Origin of the sequence: Streptomyces sp. BB1-1-1, from assembly GCF_031597775.1 — a bacterium.
Lineage (GTDB): Bacteria > Actinomycetota > Actinomycetes > Streptomycetales > Streptomycetaceae > Streptomyces > Streptomyces thinghirensis.
The window spans coordinates 6,101,309-6,118,518 of sequence record NZ_CP134203.1 but is presented as its reverse complement, the minus strand read 5'-3'; the positions used below and the strand labels follow the sequence as shown (position 1 = coordinate 6,118,518).

Sequence of the window (17,210 nt, the reverse complement as noted above, 5' to 3'; positions counted from 1 at the left end):
TGATACTGGCGGTCGAAGAGAGGAACGGACACCACCGTGCGACGCTTGCGGAACCGACTGGCGGGAGCACTGCTGTCCGTGCTCGCCCTGACCCTGAGCGCGACCGGATGCGCGGGCTCCGCCGAGGCGGAGTCCGACGCCGGGACCGGCTCGGGGGCCGCCGCGGCGACGGACCCCGTCGCCGACCGGGTCGAGCCGCTCGCGAAGACACCCGAGCCGAAGCTCCCCGTGACCGTCCGCTCGGCCGACGGCGAGCAGGTGACGGTGGAACGGGCCGAGCGCGTCGTCCCGCTCTCCGGCAGCCTCAGCGAGATCGTCTTCACGCTCGGGCTCGGCGACCGGGTCGTCGCCCGGGACGTCACCGCCACCTTCGAGCAGGCGGCGAGACTCCCCGTGGTCACCCGGGGCCACGACGTCTCCGCCGAGAGCGTGCTGTCGCTCAGGCCGGACCTGGTGATCGCCGAGACCACCACCGGGCCGGAGGAGGCCGTGGACCAGATCCGCGCCGCCGGTGTGCCGGTGCTGTTCGTCGAGGCGGCGGGGGGCCTGGACGACGTGGGCCCGCGCATCCGGGCGGTCGCCGACGCGCTCGGCGTACCGGCGGCCGGGACGGAACTGACACAGCGCTCGGAGGACCGGATCGCCGCCGTGCGCGAGGACGTCGAGGACGTCTCCCACGGCGACCGGCCCCGCGTCGCCTTCCTGTACCTGCGCGGCTCGGCCTCCGTCTACCTCATCGGCGGCAAGGACTCCGGCGCCGGCTCGCTGATCGAGGCGGCCGGGGCGGTGGACGCCGGGGCCGCCTCGGGCCTGGAGAAGGACTTCACCGCCATCACCAGCGAGGCGCTCGTGAAGGCGGCGCCCGACGCGATCCTCGTGATGAGCAAGGGACTCGAATCGGTCGGCGGCGTCGACGGGCTGGTGAAGATCCCCGGTGTCGCCCAGACCCCGGCCGGACTGGACCGCCGGATCGTCTCGGTCGAGGACGGCGTACTCCTCAACTACGGCCCGCGCACCGACCAGGTGCTGAAGTCGGTCGTGGCCCAGCTCTACGGGGACGGCGACCGGTGACCGTACTGGACAAGCCGGTTCGCCCCGGGGCGCCCGCCGAGCCGGCCCCTCCCCCGCCCCGCGGCCGGCGCACCGCCGCCTGGCTGCTGACCGCCGCCCTGGTCGCCGGCCTCCTGCTCCTCGTACCGGTCGCGGCGGGCACCGGTGCCTACCCGATCCCGGTCGGCGACGTGCTCGGCTCGCTGCTGCACCGAAGCGGGCTCGGCGGTACGGAGTTGGACCGGGTGGCCGAGTCGGTGCTGTGGAACGTGCGGTTCCCGAGGATCGTGCTGGCGCTGCTCGTCGGCGCCTCGCTCGGCTGCGCGGGCGCGCTGATGCAGGGCGTGTTCGGCAACCCGCTCGCCGAGCCGGGCGTCATCGGCGTCTCCTCGGGCGCGGCGGTCGGCGCGGTCGCCGCCATCGCGTTCGGCCTGAACTTCCTCGGCAACTGGACGGTGTCCGTCTTCGCGTTCGCCTCCGGCCTGGTCACCGTCCTGGTGGTGTACGCGATGTCCCGCTCGGGCGGCCGTACGGAGGTCGTCACGCTGATCCTCACGGGCATCGCGGTGAACGCCTTCGCGGGGGCGCTGATCGGGCTGTTCCTGTTCTTCGCGGACACGGCGGCGGTCAACCAGATCACCTTCTGGCAACTGGGCTCGCTCGCCCAGGCGACCTGGCCGAAGGTGCTCGCGGTACTGCCCTGCGCGGCGCTCGGACTCGGGCTCGCCCCGCTCCACGCCCGTCGCCTCGACCTCCTCGCGCTCGGCGAACGCCCGGCCCGGCACCTGGGCGTGGACGTGGAGCGGCTGCGGGTCGTACTCGTCCTGGTGATCGCGCTGCTGACCGCGGCGGCCGTGAGCGTGGCCGGGGTGATCGGCTTCGTCGGACTGGTCGTCCCGCACCTGCTGCGGATGGTGGCGGGCCCCGGGCACCGGTTCCTGATCCCGGGCAGCGCGCTGCTCGGCGCGCTGGTGCTGCTCGCCGCCGACCTGGCGGCCCGCACGGTCGCCGAGCCCGCCGAGCTGCCGCTCGGGGTGCTGACGGCGCTGCTCGGCAGCCCGTTCTTCTTCTGGCTGCTGCGCCGCACCCGGCGCAGGCAAGGGGGTTGGGCATGAGAGGCACGCACACGAGGACCGTGAATGCCAGGGGGCTGCTGCGCCTCGTACCGTCCCGCCCGGTGCCGCCGCCCCCGGCCGCGCCCGGCGACGTCCTCGCCGAGGCGGAGGGCCTGCACGTCCACCTCGGCGGCCGACCGGTCCTCGACGGCGTGGCCGTCACCGTCCGGGCGGGCGAGGTGCTCGCCCTGGTCGGCCCCAACGGGGCGGGCAAGTCCACCCTGTTGGGGGCGCTGGCCGCCGATGTCCCGGCCGCCGAGGGGGTCGTACGCGTCCACGGCCGCCCGGTGACGGAGTGGTCCGCGCCGGAACTGGCGCTGCGCCGGGCCGTGCTGCCCCAGTCCGCGTCGCTGTCGTTCCCGTTCCCGGTCGAGGAGGTGGTCCGGATGGGCCGGGCGCCCTGGGCGGGGAGCGACCTGGCGGACGAGGACGACGCGGCCGTGGCCGAGGCGATGGCGCGCACGGAGGTGACCGGCTTCGCCGGGCGGCCGTTCTCCGCGCTCAGCGGCGGCGAGCGGGCCCGGGTCGCGCTCGCCCGCGTGCTCGCGCAGCGCGCTCCCCTGCTGCTGCTCGACGAGCCGACCGCGGCACTGGACCTGCGGCACCAGGAGCTGGTGCTGCGGCTGTGCCGGGAGCGGGCGCGGGCCGGGGACGCGGTGGCCGTCGTACTGCACGACCTCTCACTGGCGGCGGCGTACGCGGACCGGGTCGCGATCCTGCGCGCGGGCCGGGTCGCGGCCGACGGGCCGCCGGCGGAGGTCCTCACCGAGGGGCTGCTGTCCGAGGTCTACGACCAGCCGGTGGAGGTACTGCCGCACCCGCGCACGGGGGCGCCGCTGGTCGTCCCGAGGCGCGAGCCGTGACGTGAGATCACGGTGTGGCCGCTGTACCCGGTCCCGGCGTCCGGACGCCACCTCGCCCCGGTAGGGTTCGCCTCCGGGAAGGGGAAGGTGAAGGAACCTGATGAGCAGGGATCGCGGCCCTCGTTGGCCCCGCAGGCTTGACCGGAGCGCGCTGATAGCGGCCTCGGCGACCGCTTTGTCGTTGACGGCGAGCGGATGCGTGGTGGTGCACGGCGAGCGCGAGGTGCTCCCGTCGACCACGCGGGCCGAGGCCACGAAGGCCCTCCAGCAGTTCACCTCCGCCTACAACGCGGCCGACAAGGCGTACGACCCCTCCCTGGACGCCGATCACACCACCGGCGCCCTCGCCGCCATCGACTCGGCGCGGCTGGAGGCGGGCCGGGCCAACAACCCGGACGGCAACCCGTCGCACACGCCGCTGGAGCTGACGGACGCGAAGTTCACGATCCCGAAGAAGGCGGGCTGGCCGCGCTGGTTCGTCGCGGACACCAAGGCCAACAAGGGCGGCGACGCCCGCTGGCTGCTGGTCTTCACCCGGGACGGCCTGGAGGAGACCTGGCAGGCGGCGTACCTGACGCTGGTCGCGCCCGACAAGATGCCCGAGTTCAAGACCGACCGGGACGGCTGGGCCGAGGCCGTCCCCGCGAACTCCACCGACCTGGCCGTTCCGCCGGCCGACCTGAGCAAGGACTACACGACGTATCTGAAGGACGGCGGGAAGACCTTCGCGGACGGCGCCCATACCAGTTCCTGGCGGGAGTTGCGCGAGAAGCGGTCGATCCGTCCCGGCCTGGTCACGCAGTACATCGACGAGCCGCTGACGAACGGCGACTACGCGCCGCTGGCGCTGCGCACGGAGGACGGTGGGGCGCTGGTGTTCTTCACCACGCGGCACTTCGAGAAGCAGACCTCGGCGCAGGGCGCGTCGGTGCCGACGCCGAACAAGGACGTACTGGCGCTGACGGACGGCGAGATCAAGCAGTCGCTGACGATGGAGTTCGTCTCCAACGGGATCGCGCTCGACCCGGCGCGGGGCGCGGGGGACGGACAGGTGTCGGTCCTCGGGCGGGTCCAGGGTCTGACGTCGGCGAAGGGCGAGTAGCGGCAGGTGGCCGTGGTCGGTCAGCGGCGCGAGGGCCAGGCCGTGCCCGCGTGGTCGCTCTCCTCGCCGATGTGCCGGGCACAGGCGTCGGTGAGGATCTCCAGCAGGGTCAACGGGTCCGGCAGCGGATGCTCCGGGCCGCGTACCCAGTGCACCGTCCGGTCCTCGCCGGGCAGGCGGGCGGGCGGTACGAGGACGTAGGAGCCGCGGCAGTGCCAGCGCAGGCCCGGATGCTCGTCCATCGTCTCGGGGTGGCAGTCCAGCTCGCAGGGCCACCACTCGTCCTCCTCCTCGGGGGTGCCCCGGGTGAGGGTGAACAGCAGCATGCGGCCGTCGTCGCTCTCGGCGACCGGGCCGACCTCGATACCGGCGTCGAGCAGGCGCCGGAGCGCCTCGCGACCGGCCTGGAGGGGGACGTCGAGGACGTCGTGCACCATGCCGGTCGCGGTGATGAAGTTGGCCTCGGGCTGGTGGCGGGCCCAGCGCTCGATCTGGGCGCGGTCGGTGGTGGACTGCGTCTGCCAGGCGAACGACACCGGGTGCCGGGCGGGGGTGGGACAGCCGACGCGGTCGCACGAGCAGCGGTATCCGGCCGGGTGCGCGGCGGGCGCCAGGGGCAGTCCCGCACCGGCGGCGGCGAGCAGCAGGTCCTCCCGGCCACCGTCACCGGCGGCCTCCTTGGGGCGGCGTCCGCGCAGCCACTGGGAGAGTTTGCCCTGCAGGCCGCTCCGACCGCCGAACTCCGCGCTCATCTATCCCCTTCGCCTCGCCGTCGTGCGCACCAGCATGCCCTATGGTCGCACCATTCGGCGCTTCGGGGTCGGGAAGGGACAAACTTCCCTGGTCAGGCTTCTTTGGTCATCGCGGAGCGAGCCCGTGGAGCGCGTAGTCGACGAGCGTGTCGGTGTAGGCGTGGGAGATGGGCCCGGTGTGCTGCAGCCAGCGCTGGGCGAGCGGGGAGACGAAGAGTTCCAGTCCGATGCGCGGGTCGATGTCCGGTCGCACGTGACCGGCCTCCTGGGCGGCGCGCAGCCGGTCGGCGTGGAGCTGGAGCGACGGCTCCAGGAGCCTGGTGACGAACTCCCGGCCGAGCTGTTCGTTGACCACGCCTTCCGCGGCCAGGGCGCGGTAGGGGGCCTCGAACTTCGGATCGCGCAGTTCGTCGACGGTGGCGCGCAGCACGACCTTGAGGTCGGCGGCGACGTCACCGGTGTCCGGGATGGCGTACGCCTCCTCACCGGCGGCCTGCACGGCCCGCTCGCCCAGGTCGAGGAAGGCCTCCAGCAGGACGTCGGCCTTCGCGGTCCACCAGCGGTAGATCGTCTGCTTGCCGACACCGGCGCGGGCGGCGATGCCCTCGATGGTGGTCTTGGGGTAGCCGACCTCGGCGACGAGGGCGAGAGCGGCGTCGTAGATGGCCTGACGGGACCGTTGGCTGCGACGGGTGGCGTCGGGGTGCGGCCTGTCGGGCGCGGGAGTCGGGGCGTGGGCTGGTTTCTGAGCGGCCATGTCTCGAAGTTACCAGGTTGACAAGACGGTACGTCTCGCCGACAGCCCGCGCGGCAGCGGCGGCGGACACAGGAAGGCGAGCCCGCGAGCGACGAGGCATGGTGAGCGGGACGAGGCATCGTGCGGGATGAACACCCCTACCGCGTAGGCGGATCGGTCTCCGGCCCCGGCCCCGGCTCCGGCGGGGACCAGGGATCCCCCCAGTCCGCGTCGCGGGCGGCCTTGTACAGGTCGCCGTGGCGCTTGGTGACCGTCCGGCGGCGAAGCTGCTCGTCGGGCTCGCACAGGTCGAGCAGCACCTGCCCCTTGCGGATCTGCGGACGCCGGATCACCCGGGAGGGGGCGGGGTCGACCGGGAGCCGGGTGGCGGCGACATAGCTGAACTTCTCGTCCTCGTAGGCGAGGGAGCCGCCCTTGACCTGGCGGTGCAGGGAGGAACGGCTGACCCGCGCAGCGAAGTGGCACCAGTCCGTGCCCGGGACGATGGGGCAGGCGGCGCTGTGCGGGCAGGGGGCGGCGACCTGGAACCCGGCGGCGATCAGCCGGTCGCGGGCCTCGATGACCCGGGCGTACCCGTCCGGGGTGCCGGCCTCCACGATCACGACGGCCTGCGCGGCGGAGGCGGCGGCGTCGACGAGGGCGGCGCGGTCGGCGCCGGTCAGCTCGTTGAGCACGTAGGAGACGGTGACGAGATCAGTGCTCTCGATCGTGAGCGCCGCTCCGATCCGAGAGCGCTGCCAACGTACGTCGCGCAGGGCCGGGTGGGCGGCGGCGATCTCCCGGCCGAGGGCCAGTGCGGGCTCGGCCCAGTCGAGCACGGTCACCGGACGAACGCCGCCCCAGGTGGCGCCGGCCGCCCAGGTGGCCGCGCCGGTCCCGCCACCGACGTCGACATGGCTCCCGGGCACCCACCCGGGCACGGCGTCCGCGAACGCCGCCAGCGCCGACCGCACCGCCGCGAAGGTCGCCGGCATGCGGTACGCGGCATAGGCGACGACGTCCGCGCGGTCCCGCAGGATCGGGGCGTCGGTCGGGGTGGCCCCGCGATAGTTGGCGATCAGCCGCTCAACGGCCTGCGCGGCCTGCCGGGGCGGCAGCCCGTCGACCAGGTCGGCGAGAGCGACGCGCAGGGTGTCGGCGGGGGCGGCGGGGTCGTTCACCCGGCGATTCTACGGGGCGGGGCGGGGCGGGGCGGGTGGGGTGGCGGTGTGCGGGCGCGCGGCCCGGCGCTGCTGTGTACGGTGCCCGGCGTGGGTGTGGGCGCGGGGTGGGTCGCGCGGACCGGCGCTGGCGGGGTGCCCGGCGTGAGTGCGGGCGCGAGGTCGGTCACACGGCCCGGCGCTGGCGGGGTGCCCGGCGTGGGTGTGGGCCGGGGGTGGGTGACGCGGCCCGGCGCTGCGGGGTGCCGCTGCGCCCACCCGTGCCGCCCCAGCGGCACGACTGCCCGCAGCTAGGGGGCGGCGTACGACTGCCCGCAGCTAGGGGGCGGCGTACGACTGCCCGCAGCTAGGGGGGCGGCGTACGACTGCCCGCAGCTAGGGGGGCGGCGTACGACTGCCCGCAGCTGGGGCGGGAAGCCGCGTACGGCGAGGAGGGACGTGTCGGGGGGTGTTCGCCCGCAGCGGTTGGCGCGTCAACGCCCCGCACCACTGCGGCCAACCGATTCCGCGCCGTTCCGAGGACGGACACCCCCCGGCGCGGCCCGACCCACAACGAAACAGAACGCGCTACGCGCACCCCCACCGAATCCGCACAGGCCGCCGCAGGCATCGCACCCGCGCCCGCACCCCGCTCAGATCTCCCGCACCGCCCGCACCGCCCGCGCCACCCGCGTCCCCAGCGCCGCCCGCGGCCCGTTGTCCGGGGCGCGGCGGCGCGGATGAACCGTGTTGGCGAGGAGGACCGCGAACGTGTCCGTACCCCGGTCGAGGACCAGCATCGTGCCCGTGAACCCGGTGTGCCCGGCCGCCCCGCGCCCCGCCAGCTCGCCCATGAACCACGGCTGGTCCAGGGCGAACCCGAGCCCCGGCTCGGTCAGGAGCAGTTCCACGAAATCGGGCCCGAGGATCCGCGCCGGCCCGTAGGAGCCGCCCGCCAGCAGCGCACGGCAGAAGACCGCGAGGTCCCGCCCCGTCGAGAAGAGTCCCGCGTGACCGGCCACTCCGCCCAGCGCCCACGCGTTCTCGTCGTGGACCACGCCCCGCAGCATCCCCCGGTCCGCCTTCGCCCACGGCCTGCGCTGGTCCTCCGTCGCCGCCGCCCCCGGGCACGGCCCGAAGTGTGTCGCCGTCATGCCCAGCGGCCGGGTGATCCCGTCGTGGACGAGGACGTCGAGGCCACGGCCGGTGATGCGTTCCAGGACCTGTTGGAGGAGCAGCATGTTCAGGTCCGAGTAGCAGTACGTGCCGGGCACCCCCACCGGCGGCTCCGCGCGCAGCCACCGCAGTCGTTCCTCGTCGTCGGCGCAGTCGTACAGCGGGAGTTCGGGCCGCAGCCCGGAGGTGTGGGTGAGCAGCTGCCGCACCGTGACGCCGTGCGCGGCAGCGGCCCGGAAGTCCGGCAGGTACGCCCCGACCTTGGCGTCGATGCCGAGCGTGCCCCGTTCGATCTGCTGCACGGCGGCGACCGCCGTGAACACCTTCGTGAGGGACGCCAGGTCGAAGGGCGTGCCGACGGTCATCGGCACCCGGGAGCGGGCGGGCAGTTCCACGCCCGTGTCGGTGCGCGGATCGTAGGACGCGTAGCGCACGGCCCAGCCCGCCGCCTCCTCGACGGCGAGCACGGGTCCGCGTCCGACGGCCACCACGGCACCCGCCGCCCAGGGCCGCTCGCCGCTGGTGAGCTCGTGCACCTCTTCGACGACACGGCGAAGCTGCCCGGGGTCGAGTCCGGCCCGCTCCGGGGTGTCGCTGCGCAGTCTCGGCACGCTCAGCTGTCTTCTCCCTCGCCCGTCGTCCGTCCCGTGACAGGACGACACATGCCCACCAGGAAGGCGAGTGCCACCAGCGCCGACGCCAGCTGGACCACGGCCATCGGCAGTGCGGTGTCCTCCCCCGCGATCCCCACGAGCGGGGAGGCGATGGCGCCGATGAGGAAGGAGGACGTGCCGAGCAGCGCGGAGGCGGAGCCGGCGGACTTCTTGACCCGCATCAGGGCGAGCGCCTGGGTGTTGGGCATGCTGATGCCCATCGCGGACATCAGCACGAACAGCGCGGCGGCGACCGGCACGAGGCCGACCTCGCCGAAGACGCCCAGGGTCATCAGCAGCAGGGCGGTCGCGGCGGCGATGACGACGAGGAGCCCGAGTCCCAGCACCCGGTCCAGCCGGGCCCGGCCGACCAGGACCTTGCCGTTGATCTGCCCGACGACGATCAGGCCGATCGAGTTGAGGCCGAACAGCAGGCTGAACGTCTGCGGGGAGGCGCCGTAGATCTCCTGGATGACGAACGGGGACGCCGAGACGTAGGCGAACAGCGAGGCGAAGGTGAAGCCGCCCGCGAGCATGTACCCGGTGAAGGCGCGGTCGGCGAGCAGCCCGCGCATCGCGCGCAGGGTGTCGCCGACCCCGCCCGCGTGCCGCTCCTCCTCCGGGAGCGTCTCGGGCAGCTTGGCCCACACGACGACGCCCAGCACCACCCCGACCACGGTGAGCACGGCGAACACACCCCGCCAGTCCGTCACCCGCAGGATCTGCCCGCCGATGAGCGGCGCGACGATCGGCGCGACCCCGGAGATCAGCATGAGCGTGGAGAAGAAGCGGGCCATGGCCACGCCGTCGTACAGGTCCCGGACGACGGCACGGGCGATGACGATCGCGGCGGCGCCCGCGAGTCCCTGCGCCAGCCGGAAGGCGACGAGGAGTTCGACGGTGGGCGCGAACGCGCACAGGACGGTGGCGACGACGTAGACGGCGAGACCGGCCAGGAGCGGGCGGCGGCGGCCCCACCTGTCGCTCATCGGTCCGACCACGAGCTGGCCGAGCGCCATGCCGGCCAGGCAGGCGGTGAGCGTGAGCTGGACGGTCGCGGCGGGCGCGTGGAGGGACCGGGTGACCTCCGGGAGCGCTGGGAGGTACATGTCCATCGCCAGCGGCGGCGTGGCGGTCAGGCCGCCGAGGATGAGTGTGACGAGCAGGCCGGTGCGGCGGGTGGCGCGCAGCGAGCGGGCGGCCGGTCCCGTTTCCGGTCCGGCCGCCTGTGCAGGCTTCGAGGTCTTCAGTGTGGTGTCCGGTGACGTGTGCGGTATGGACGGCCCGCGCTCGGGCATGTGCCCCTCCCTCTTCGACAGATCCGCCACCTATGCTCTCAGCTCGTACGGACTTGAACGAACAGACTCGAACAACCTGAGCGAGGGTGGGGCAGGGTGTCAGCGGTGACCGGGCAGAAGGTGCGCTGGGGGATTCTGGCGACCGGTGGGATGGCGGCGACGTTCACGGCGGATCTGGTCGATCTGCCGGACGCGGAGGTCGTGGCGGTGGCCTCGCGGACGGAGGCGTCGGCGAAGGCGTTCGCGGAGCGGTTCGGGATACCGCGGGCGTACGGCGACTGGGAGACGCTGGCGCGGGACGAGGACGTCGACGTGGTGTACGTCGCCACGCCGCACTCGGCGCACCGGACGGCCGCCGGTCTGTGTCTCGAGGCGGGGCGGAACGTGCTGTGCGAGAAGCCGTTCACGCTGAACGCGCGCGAGGCGGCGGAGCTGGTCGCGCTCGCCCGGCAGGGCGGCAGCTTCCTGATGGAAGCGATGTGGATGTACTGCAACCCGCTGGTACGACGTCTGAAGGCACTCGTCGACGAAGGCGCGATCGGCGAGGTCCGCAGCGTCCAGGCGGACTTCGGGCTGGCGGGCCCCTTCCCGCCCGCGCACCGTCTGCGCGACCCCGCGCAGGGCGGTGGCGCGCTGCTCGACCTGGGTGTGTACCCGGTGTCGTTCGCCCAGCTGCTGCTGGGTGAGCCGTCGGACATCGCGGCGCGAGCGGTGCTCTCCGACGAGGGCGTCGATCTCCAGACGGGTGCACTGCTCTCCTACGAGAGCGGTGCTCTCGCTTCGGTGCACTGCTCCATCACCGGCGGTACGCCCAACTCCGCCTCGGTCACCGGCTCCAAGGGCCGCATCGACGTCCCGTACGGCTTCTTCTTCCCGGACCACTTCGTGCTGCACCGGGACGGCCAGGACCCGCAGGAGTTCCGGGCCGACCCGGGCGACGGCCCCCGGGCCAGCCTCAAGCACGAGGCCCGGGAGGTGATGCGCGCCCTGCGCGCCGGTGAGACCGAGTCCCCGCTGGTCCCGCTCGACGGCACCCTGGCCGTGATGCGGACGCTCGACGCGATCCGGGACCGCGTCGGCGTCCGCTACCCCGGCGAGGAGAGCGACGAGCCGGCCGCCGACCGCGAGGTCACGCCGGCTTGAGCCCCTGCTCCCCCACCTCCGTCACGAAGGACCCGGCGGTCGTCAGCGGCGCGCCCTGCGTGGTCACGTGGGACACGGTCTTGAAGTCGGCGCGCGCCGACTCCCGGCCGAGTGACACGGTCGCGTAGCCGCGCCGCCCGTTGAAGAACTTCAGGTGCGGGTTGGCGGCCATGAGCGTGTCCCAGTTGGACGGCTTCTCCGAGCCGTCGCGCCCGCTGGTGACGGAGGTGGTCACGATCTCGGTGCCCACGGTCCGGGAGTCCGGGTCGGAGAAGTCGCGCTTGATGTCGAAGCCGTAGGAGACGTGCACGTCGCCGGTGAGGACCATGAGGTTCTCGACGCCGGCGGCCTGCGCGCCGGCCAGCACCCGCTCGCGGGAGGCCGGGTAGCCGTCCCAGGAGTCCATGGAGACCTTGGACGGGGTGGTGGTCATGTTGTACCGCTGCGAGAAGGTGACCTGCTGGGGCACCACGTTCCACAGGGCGTCCGACCGGTGCCAGCCGTTGATCAGCCAGCGCTCCTGGGCGTCGCCGGTCAGCGTGCGGCTCGGGTCCTCGGACTCGGGGCCGGGGAACTGCCAGCCGTCGCCGTAGGCCTGGTTGGAGCGGTACTGGCGGGTGTCGAGCACGTCGAACTGGGCCAGCCGGCCCCAGTGCAGGCGGCGGTAGAGCTTCAGGTCGGCGCCGTCGGGCAGCTGCGGGCGGCGCAGCGGCATGTTCTCCCAGTAGGCCCGGTAGGCGGCGGCCCGGCGGATGAGGAACTCCTCCGGCGGGACGCTGTTCTCCGGCGTCTCGTCGGCGTAGTTGTTCTCGGTCTCGTGGTCGTCCCAGGTGACGACGAACGGGTGCGCGGCGTGCGCGGCCCGCAGGTCGGGGTCCGACTTGTAGAGGGCGTACCGCAGGCGGTAGTCCTCCAGGGTCACCGTCTCGCGCTCGAACAGGGAGGGCAGGGTGCCGGCCGGGTAGGCGCGCCGGCCGGCGACGTCGTCGACGGCGTACTCGTAGAGGTAGTCGCCGAGGTGGAAGACGACGTCCACGTCCTCCTGGGCCAGGTGCTTGTACGCGGTGTAGTAGCCCTCGTCGTACTTCTGGCAGGAGACCACGCCGAAGGTGAGGTCGGAGACCCGGCTGCGCTGCGCGGGCGCGGTGCGGGTGCGGCCGGCCGGGCTGACCCAGCGGCCGGCGCGGAAGCGGTAGTAGTAGACGTGGCCGGGGGCGAGGTGATCGACCTCGACGTGCACGGTGTGGTGGAACTCGGGGTGGGCGGTGGCCTTGCCCCGTCTGACGACGCGGCGGAACCGTTCGTCGAGGGCGAGTTCCCAGCCCACGTCGACGCGTTTGGCGGGCAGGCCGCTGTCGGCCTGGTACGGGGCGGGGGCCAGGCGCGTCCACAGCAGGACGGAGTCGGACTGCGGGTCGCCGGAGGCGACGCCGAGCGTGAAGGGGTCGTCGGTGAGCCGGGCCGCGTCGAGTTCGGCGGCGCTCGCGGTGCCGGCGGCCGGCAGGTTCACGGAGAAGGCGAGCGCGGCGGCGGCGCCGGTGACGGTCAGGAAGCGGCGGCGGCCCAGGTGGCGGGCGGCGGCGCGGAGTTCGGGCGCGTGCGAGGGCTGGGACTGGGCCTGGTGGTTCGCGGGTGTCATCCGTTCCTCCCCATGCAGTGGTTGCATGGGGCATTCGAATGGCCGGGGACGACCCTGGCTTGGCGCGGACATGGCGATCCCATGTCGGACGGATGAGATCCGCATGATCCGCCACGCGTACGCTGCCGACTCATGAACACCGTGAGAACCGCCGACGAGGAAAACGTCGGCGCACAGAAAGTGGCCGTCGTCACGGGCGCCGGATCCGGCATCGGCCGGGCGGTCGCCGTCGAACTGCTGGCGGCCGGCTGGTCGGTGACCCTCGCCGGCCGACGCGTCGAGACGCTGGAGGAGACGGCCGCACAGGCCCCCGCGGGCGGCGCGTCGGCACTCCCCGTCCGCGCCGACGTGTCACGCCCCGAGGACGTGGCGGCCCTGTTCGACGCCGTACGCGACCGCTTCGGGCGGCTGGACCTGCTGTTCAACAACGCCGGGACGTTCGGCCCGGGCGGCGTGCCGGTCGAGGAGCTGCCCTACGAGGCCTGGCGGCACGTGGTGGACACCAACCTCAACGGGGCGTTCCTGTGCGCGCAGGCGGCGTACCGGCAGATGAAGGAGCAGCGCCCGCAGGGCGGCCGGATCATCAACAACGGCTCGATCTCGGCCCACACGCCGCGCCCGCACTCGGTGGCGTACACGGCAACCAAGCACGCGCTGACGGGCCTGACCAAGTCACTGTCGCTGGACGGCCGCCCCTACGGCATCGCGGTCGGCCAGATCGACATCGGCAACGCGGCGACCGACATGACGGCGGGCATGCAGACCGGCGCGCTCCAGGCCAACGGGGAGACGGCACCCGAGCCCGTGATGGACGTCGCCGACGTGGCGCGCACGGTGCGGCACATGGCGGAGCTGCCGTTGGAGGCGAACGTGCAGTTCGCGACGGTCATGGCGACGGCGATGCCGTACGTGGGACGCGGCTGAGCCCCGCGGCTGGGCCCACCGCGTCGATTCACACAATCGGAATATAAGAGTCCGCAGTATTGCAGCCGGTGGCGGACATATGCTCAACTCTCCTTCACGAGAGCTTCACACTTGGAGCGTTGGTCTTCCGTAACGCTCAGGGCGATCCGCAGGCCATACCGAGGGGGGAGGCGGCAGCCGTCCCGCCGCACCGGCTGGGGGTGGACCCCGCGTGGGACCGCGGGATACACACCGGTGGGCGGAACGGCTGCCGCGCAGATCACGCGAGTACGCGCTACGCCTGCCCGGTCTCGAACCGCGCGATCCGGCCCGCCTCGTCCACGGTGAAGTCCCACCGCGTACGCATCTCACCCCAGGTGTCGTTGCTGTAGCGGGCGATGAGGGCACGACCGCCGTTCGACTCGTTGTCGACCTCCATGTGGCCGTGGGAGGAGAAGATCTCCTGGTCGATCCACTGGCCGAGGTCCCGGTCGTCCCCGTCGTCGGCCATGGTGGCGTCCGGGGCGAGCAGCGAGAGGAAGGCCTCGCGGTCGTGGGCGTTGACGGCGGCGACGAAGGCGCGGACGGCCGGGTCGCTGAGTCGCGTGGTCTGAATCGTCATGGCGGCAGCGTCACACCGGCTCCGCGCCCCCGCCACCCGAACGGCGCCCGTGGGGGGCCCGCGCGGCGCGGGCGGGCGACGGTGGGGAGGTGAGCCGCCACCGCCTGCGAGGGAGTCGACGTGAACTGTACTGACCGGCGTGATCTCGGGCTGCTGCTGCTCCGCCTGGGTACCGGCGGCGTCCTGGCCGCGCACGGCGCGCAGAAACTGCTCGGCTGGTTCGGCGGCGGCGGCATCGAGGGCACCGGCCAGGCCATGGAGGCCATGGGCTACACGCCGGGCCGGGCCAGCGCCACCGCGGCCGGCCTCGCGGAGGCGGGCGGCGGAACGCTGCTGGCACTGGGCCTGGCCACTCCGGCCGCGGGCGCGGCGGCGGCCGGCGCGATGGTGGGCGCCGCGGCGGTGCACGCCCCGAACGGCTTCTTCGCCCAGGCCGGCGGCTACGAGTACGCGGTGTCCCTCGGCCTGACCGCCGCCGGCCTCGCGGTCACGGGCCCCGGCCGCCTCTCGCTGGACCACGCGCTGGGCCACGCGGTCAACCGGAACTGGATGGTCCCGGCCGCCCTGGCGGCGACGGCGGCGGCCACGGCGGTCGTGGTGGGAGCCCGGAACAAGCGGGTACGGAAGGCGGCGGAAGGGGAGCAGGAACCCCTGTTCGACTGACGCACCGGTCTTGACCGGACCGCCCTCCATGGCAGGCTGCCCCGCATGAGCGACGACCACGGCGACACGCCCCGCGACCTCTGGAACACCGTCGACGACCTGTGGAAGTGGCTGGAGGCCGACGAGTCCGTCAGCGGCAGGGAGGGCCTCCTGCTGCGCATGCTGAAGCTGTCCGAGGAGGTCGGCGAGGTGTCCGAGGCGGTGATCGGCGCGACCGGCCAGAACCCCCGCAAGGGCATCACCCACACGTGGGACGACGTCGAGGCCGAGTTGTGCGACGTGGTGATCACGGCGCTGGTGGTACTGCGGACGCTGACGCCGGAGGCACGGGAGGTTTTCGCGCGGCATCTGGCGCGGGTGGCGGGGCGGTCGCTGTCGTCCGGTACGTGAGTGCCGGGCCCGGGGCGTTCCCGGGCCCGGACACACGCGGTGCGGGTCAGCCCGTGTTGTCGCCGCTGCCGTTGGACACCGTCGCGACGCACCCACCGCCACCACCCCCACCGCCACCGCCGTTGCCACTCCCGTCGGGAGCGACGGCACGTCCGGTCTGCGGCGAGATCATGCCGGCGCACAGCCCCTTGTCCGCCAAGGTCCGCGCGATGCGCGGCACGGCCGCGAGGGTGTTGGCCGGCCAGTCGTGCATGAGGACGACCTGGCCGTTGCCCAGCCGGGAGACGGCCCGCACGATCGCGTCGGTACTGGCGTTGTTCCAGTCCTGCGAGTCGACGTCCCAGATCACCTCGGTCAGCCCGTACTTGGCCGCGACCGACCGCAGGGTCGCGTTGGTCTCGCCGTACGGCGGCCGGAACAGCTCGGGCGTACCGCCACCCGCGCTCGCGATGGCCTGCTGGGTCCGGGAGATCTCGGAGTCCATCTGCGCCTGGCTGAGCTGGGTCATGTGGGGGTGGGTGTAGCTGTGGTTGGCGACCCACATGCCGGCGTCGACCTGTGCCCGGACGAGGGACGGGTTCCGGGCCGCGTACTGGCCCTGGTTGAACATCGTGGCCCGCAGCCCGTTCTGCTTGAGCGCGTCGAGCAGGGCCTGCGTGCTGCCGGAGGGGCCGTCGTCGAAGGTGAGTCCGACGTAGCCGTTGCAGGCGGCGGTCCGCGCCGGGGCGGCGTCGGCGGCGACGGTACCCGCGGCGGCCAGCGCGGCGACGGCACAGCCGGCGACCAGGGAACGTAACGCGGGACGGGTGATTCCGCTACGCATACGAGTACGCATACGAGTAGGTCCTCCTCACTCCTCGTGCCCCGGGCTCAGCCGGCGGCGCTGCAGGAGACCGTCGGCCAGGTCCAGTTGCCGTTGGCCTGGATGGTGGCACCCCAGTTGTTGCCGCTGCCGTTGGACTTGGCGGTCAGCGTCTGCGCGTTGGGATAGCTCGCGTCGACGTTCCAGGTGGACATGACCTTCGCCGGGGACGGCACGTTCATCGTCACGGTCCAGTCACTCGCCCCGCTCACCGAGACGTCGAGGTTGTACCGGTCCCCCCACTTCTCCCCAGCGGACACGGTCGCGGCGCAACCACCACCACCGCCGCCGCCACCACCGCCGCCGCCCGTGCCGCCGACGGTGATGTTGGAGCTGCCGCTGCTTTGGTAGCCCTCGGTGGCCATGATCATGTAGTAGCTGAAGTTGCCCAGCGGCATCCCGGCCCGCGCCCACGCGTCGAAGTGGTTGCCGGTGGTGATGGTGCCACCGGTCCGCTTGGCCTGCCGCACGCTCCAGTACTGGTCGAAGGTGCGGGTGCCTTCGACGGAGGGCGCGTTGTAGCGAGTCGTCTTGTAGATGTCGTAGGTGCCGCCGTCGCTGGTCACGGTGCCCTTGTACTCGCCCGTGGGCCGGTAGGTGCCCCAGTTGTCGACGATGTAGTACTCGACGAGCGGGTTCGACGTCCACCCGTAGAGGGTCAAGTACGCGTTGCCGGACGGATTGAAGGTGCCCGAGTACTGCACGGTCCTGCGCCCGCCGTTGCTCCAGCCCTTCCCCGCGACGAAGTTGCCGGTGTTGCGCCACGAGGTGCTGTACTGGCCGCCGGACCCCATGTCCATGGAGACGGTGCCCTGGCTGTCGGTCCAGAACGAGTAGTAGTAGCCGTTGTTGGTGCCCTCCTGGTTGGTCGTGACGACCGTGCCTGCGTGGGCGGTGCCCGGCAGCATCAGCGCGGCCAGGGCGGCCAGCGCGAAGGCCCACGCACTTCTGACGAGCAGCGTGACCGGGCCGCTTCTGCGACGCCCGGGTCGGACGAGCACGTTCATGACGGGTGCTTCCTCTCCGTGGGGGTCCCGTGGGGGTGTGACAACGGCGCCAGTGTTGGCCCGCACCTGTCGGGCG

General features: G+C 73.0%; 16 protein-coding genes and 2 pseudogenes. 9 read left to right on the top strand and 9 right to left on the bottom strand.

Translation table 11 applies throughout. The features are described 5' to 3' along the window. Positions 1 to 36 precede the first annotated feature (36 nt). The 5 genes and pseudogenes from RI578_RS28025 to RI578_RS28005 all read left to right on the top strand — a co-directional run bounded on the left by RI578_RS28025 (position 37) and on the right by RI578_RS28005 (position 4,130). Positions 37 to 1,071: an ABC transporter substrate-binding protein gene (locus RI578_RS28025; protein ID WP_310873661.1), complete on the top strand. Its 1,035-nt coding sequence runs from the start codon at positions 37 to 39 to the stop codon at positions 1,069 to 1,071. Continuing rightward, on the top strand, positions 1,068 to 2,165 hold the full coding sequence (locus RI578_RS28020; RefSeq protein WP_310873660.1) for an iron ABC transporter permease: 1,098 nt from the start codon (positions 1,068 to 1,070) through the stop codon (positions 2,163 to 2,165). The genes RI578_RS28025 and RI578_RS28020 overlap by 4 nt, the downstream gene beginning before the upstream one ends. Then, positions 2,162 to 3,028, top strand: coding sequence for a heme ABC transporter ATP-binding protein (locus RI578_RS28015; protein ID WP_310873659.1), 867 nt, complete (start codon positions 2,162 to 2,164; stop codon positions 3,026 to 3,028). Before RI578_RS28020 ends, RI578_RS28015 begins: the two co-directional genes overlap by 4 nt. A gap of 3 nt (positions 3,029 to 3,031) precedes the next feature. Then, a pseudogene (locus RI578_RS28010) lies at positions 3,032 to 3,169 on the top strand (iron transporter); the annotation flags it as partial. Beyond that, complete coding sequence (locus RI578_RS28005; RefSeq protein WP_310873658.1) at positions 3,129 to 4,130, top strand: hypothetical protein; 1,002 nt, start codon at positions 3,129 to 3,131, stop codon at positions 4,128 to 4,130. The pseudogene RI578_RS28010 and the gene RI578_RS28005, both read left to right, overlap by 41 nt. A 20-nt stretch (positions 4,131 to 4,150) precedes the next feature. Here the strand turns inward: RI578_RS28005 and RI578_RS28000 are convergent, their stop codons facing one another. From RI578_RS28000 to RI578_RS27980, 5 genes are all read right to left on the bottom strand, one after another. After that, positions 4,151 to 4,882: a bifunctional DNA primase/polymerase gene (locus tag RI578_RS28000; protein ID WP_310873657.1), complete on the bottom strand. Its 732-nt coding sequence runs from the start codon at positions 4,880 to 4,882 to the stop codon at positions 4,151 to 4,153. Positions 4,883 to 4,988: 106 nt separating this feature from the next. Then, on the bottom strand, positions 4,989 to 5,639 hold the full coding sequence (locus tag RI578_RS27995; RefSeq protein WP_310873656.1) for a TetR/AcrR family transcriptional regulator: 651 nt from the start codon (positions 5,637 to 5,639) through the stop codon (positions 4,989 to 4,991). A gap of 137 nt (positions 5,640 to 5,776) precedes the next feature. Continuing rightward, positions 5,777 to 6,799 (bottom strand): small ribosomal subunit Rsm22 family protein, encoded by a 1,023-nt coding sequence (locus tag RI578_RS27990; protein ID WP_310873655.1) that lies wholly within the window; start codon positions 6,797 to 6,799, stop codon positions 5,777 to 5,779. Positions 6,800 to 7,431: 632 nt separating this feature from the next. Beyond that, positions 7,432 to 8,556, bottom strand: coding sequence for a serine hydrolase domain-containing protein (locus RI578_RS27985; protein ID WP_399063200.1), 1,125 nt, complete (start codon positions 8,554 to 8,556; stop codon positions 7,432 to 7,434). Positions 8,557 to 8,567: 11 nt separating this feature from the next. After that, positions 8,568 to 9,905 (bottom strand): multidrug effflux MFS transporter, encoded by a 1,338-nt coding sequence (locus tag RI578_RS27980; RefSeq protein ID WP_310873653.1) that lies wholly within the window; start codon positions 9,903 to 9,905, stop codon positions 8,568 to 8,570. Between the two features lie 105 nt (positions 9,906 to 10,010). Between RI578_RS27980 and RI578_RS27975 the strand changes: the two genes are divergently transcribed. Further along, a complete protein-coding gene (locus tag RI578_RS27975) occupies positions 10,011 to 11,048 on the top strand; it encodes a Gfo/Idh/MocA family oxidoreductase (protein WP_310873652.1) in 1,038 nt (345 codons plus the stop codon). On the opposite strand, the gene RI578_RS27970 is transcribed toward RI578_RS27975, so the two are convergent. Next, positions 11,035 to 12,687, bottom strand: coding sequence for an alkaline phosphatase D family protein (locus RI578_RS27970; protein WP_310873651.1), 1,653 nt, complete (start codon positions 12,685 to 12,687; stop codon positions 11,035 to 11,037). The genes RI578_RS27975 and RI578_RS27970 overlap by 14 nt on opposite strands. Positions 12,688 to 12,819: 132 nt before the next feature. Here RI578_RS27970 and RI578_RS27965 point away from each other — a divergent pair, with 132 nt between their 5' ends. Continuing rightward, positions 12,820 to 13,611 carry an SDR family oxidoreductase gene (locus RI578_RS27965; protein ID WP_310873650.1) on the top strand — a complete coding sequence of 264 codons (792 nt, stop codon included), beginning with the start codon at positions 12,820 to 12,822 and terminating at the stop codon, positions 13,609 to 13,611. A 274-nt stretch (positions 13,612 to 13,885) separates the two neighbouring features. On the opposite strand, the gene RI578_RS27960 is transcribed toward RI578_RS27965, so the two are convergent. After that, positions 13,886 to 14,212: a nuclear transport factor 2 family protein gene (locus RI578_RS27960; RefSeq protein WP_310873649.1), complete on the bottom strand. Its 327-nt coding sequence runs from the start codon at positions 14,210 to 14,212 to the stop codon at positions 13,886 to 13,888. A 120-nt stretch (positions 14,213 to 14,332) separates the two neighbouring features. Here RI578_RS27960 and RI578_RS27955 point away from each other — a divergent pair, with 120 nt between their 5' ends. Both RI578_RS27955 and RI578_RS27950 read left to right on the top strand, forming a co-directional pair. Next, positions 14,333 to 14,875, top strand: coding sequence for a DoxX family membrane protein (locus RI578_RS27955; RefSeq protein WP_310873648.1), 543 nt, complete (start codon positions 14,333 to 14,335; stop codon positions 14,873 to 14,875). A gap of 45 nt (positions 14,876 to 14,920) precedes the next feature. Next, positions 14,921 to 15,265: a MazG-like family protein gene (locus tag RI578_RS27950; protein ID WP_310873647.1), complete on the top strand. Its 345-nt coding sequence runs from the start codon at positions 14,921 to 14,923 to the stop codon at positions 15,263 to 15,265. 67 nt (positions 15,266 to 15,332) lie between these two features. Here RI578_RS27950 and RI578_RS27945 read toward each other — a convergent pair. Both RI578_RS27945 and RI578_RS27940 read right to left on the bottom strand, forming a co-directional pair. Next, positions 15,333 to 16,100, bottom strand: a pseudogene (locus RI578_RS27945) (polysaccharide deacetylase family protein); the annotation flags it as partial. 35 nt (positions 16,101 to 16,135) lie between these two features. Beyond that, a complete protein-coding gene (locus tag RI578_RS27940) occupies positions 16,136 to 17,134 on the bottom strand; it encodes a glycoside hydrolase family 11 protein (protein ID WP_310873646.1) in 999 nt (332 codons plus the stop codon). Positions 17,135 to 17,210 lie beyond the last annotated feature (76 nt).

What these genes read in the sequence shown, in the direction of transcription:
- RI578_RS28015 (WP_310873659.1), top strand. Translation starts at nt 2,162, where the DNA reads ATGAGAGGCACGCACACGAGGACCGTGAATGCCAGGGGGCTGCTGCGC.
- RI578_RS28005 (WP_310873658.1), top strand. Translation starts at nt 3,129, where the DNA reads ATGAGCAGGGATCGCGGCCCTCGTTGGCCCCGCAGGCTTGACCGGAGC.
- RI578_RS28000 (WP_310873657.1), bottom strand. Translation starts at nt 4,882, where the DNA reads ATGAGCGCGGAGTTCGGCGGTCGGAGCGGCCTGCAGGGCAAACTCTCC.
- RI578_RS27995 (WP_310873656.1), bottom strand. Translation starts at nt 5,639, where the DNA reads ATGGCCGCTCAGAAACCAGCCCACGCCCCGACTCCCGCGCCCGACAGG.
- RI578_RS27980 (WP_310873653.1), bottom strand. Translation starts at nt 9,905, where the DNA reads ATGCCCGAGCGCGGGCCGTCCATACCGCACACGTCACCGGACACCACA.
- RI578_RS27970 (WP_310873651.1), bottom strand. Translation starts at nt 12,687, where the DNA reads ATGACACCCGCGAACCACCAGGCCCAGTCCCAGCCCTCGCACGCGCCC.
- RI578_RS27965 (WP_310873650.1), top strand. Translation starts at nt 12,820, where the DNA reads ATGAACACCGTGAGAACCGCCGACGAGGAAAACGTCGGCGCACAGAAA.
- RI578_RS27960 (WP_310873649.1), bottom strand. Translation starts at nt 14,212, where the DNA reads ATGACGATTCAGACCACGCGACTCAGCGACCCGGCCGTCCGCGCCTTC.
- RI578_RS27950 (WP_310873647.1), top strand. Translation starts at nt 14,921, where the DNA reads ATGAGCGACGACCACGGCGACACGCCCCGCGACCTCTGGAACACCGTC.
- RI578_RS27940 (WP_310873646.1), bottom strand. Translation starts at nt 17,134, where the DNA reads ATGAACGTGCTCGTCCGACCCGGGCGTCGCAGAAGCGGCCCGGTCACG.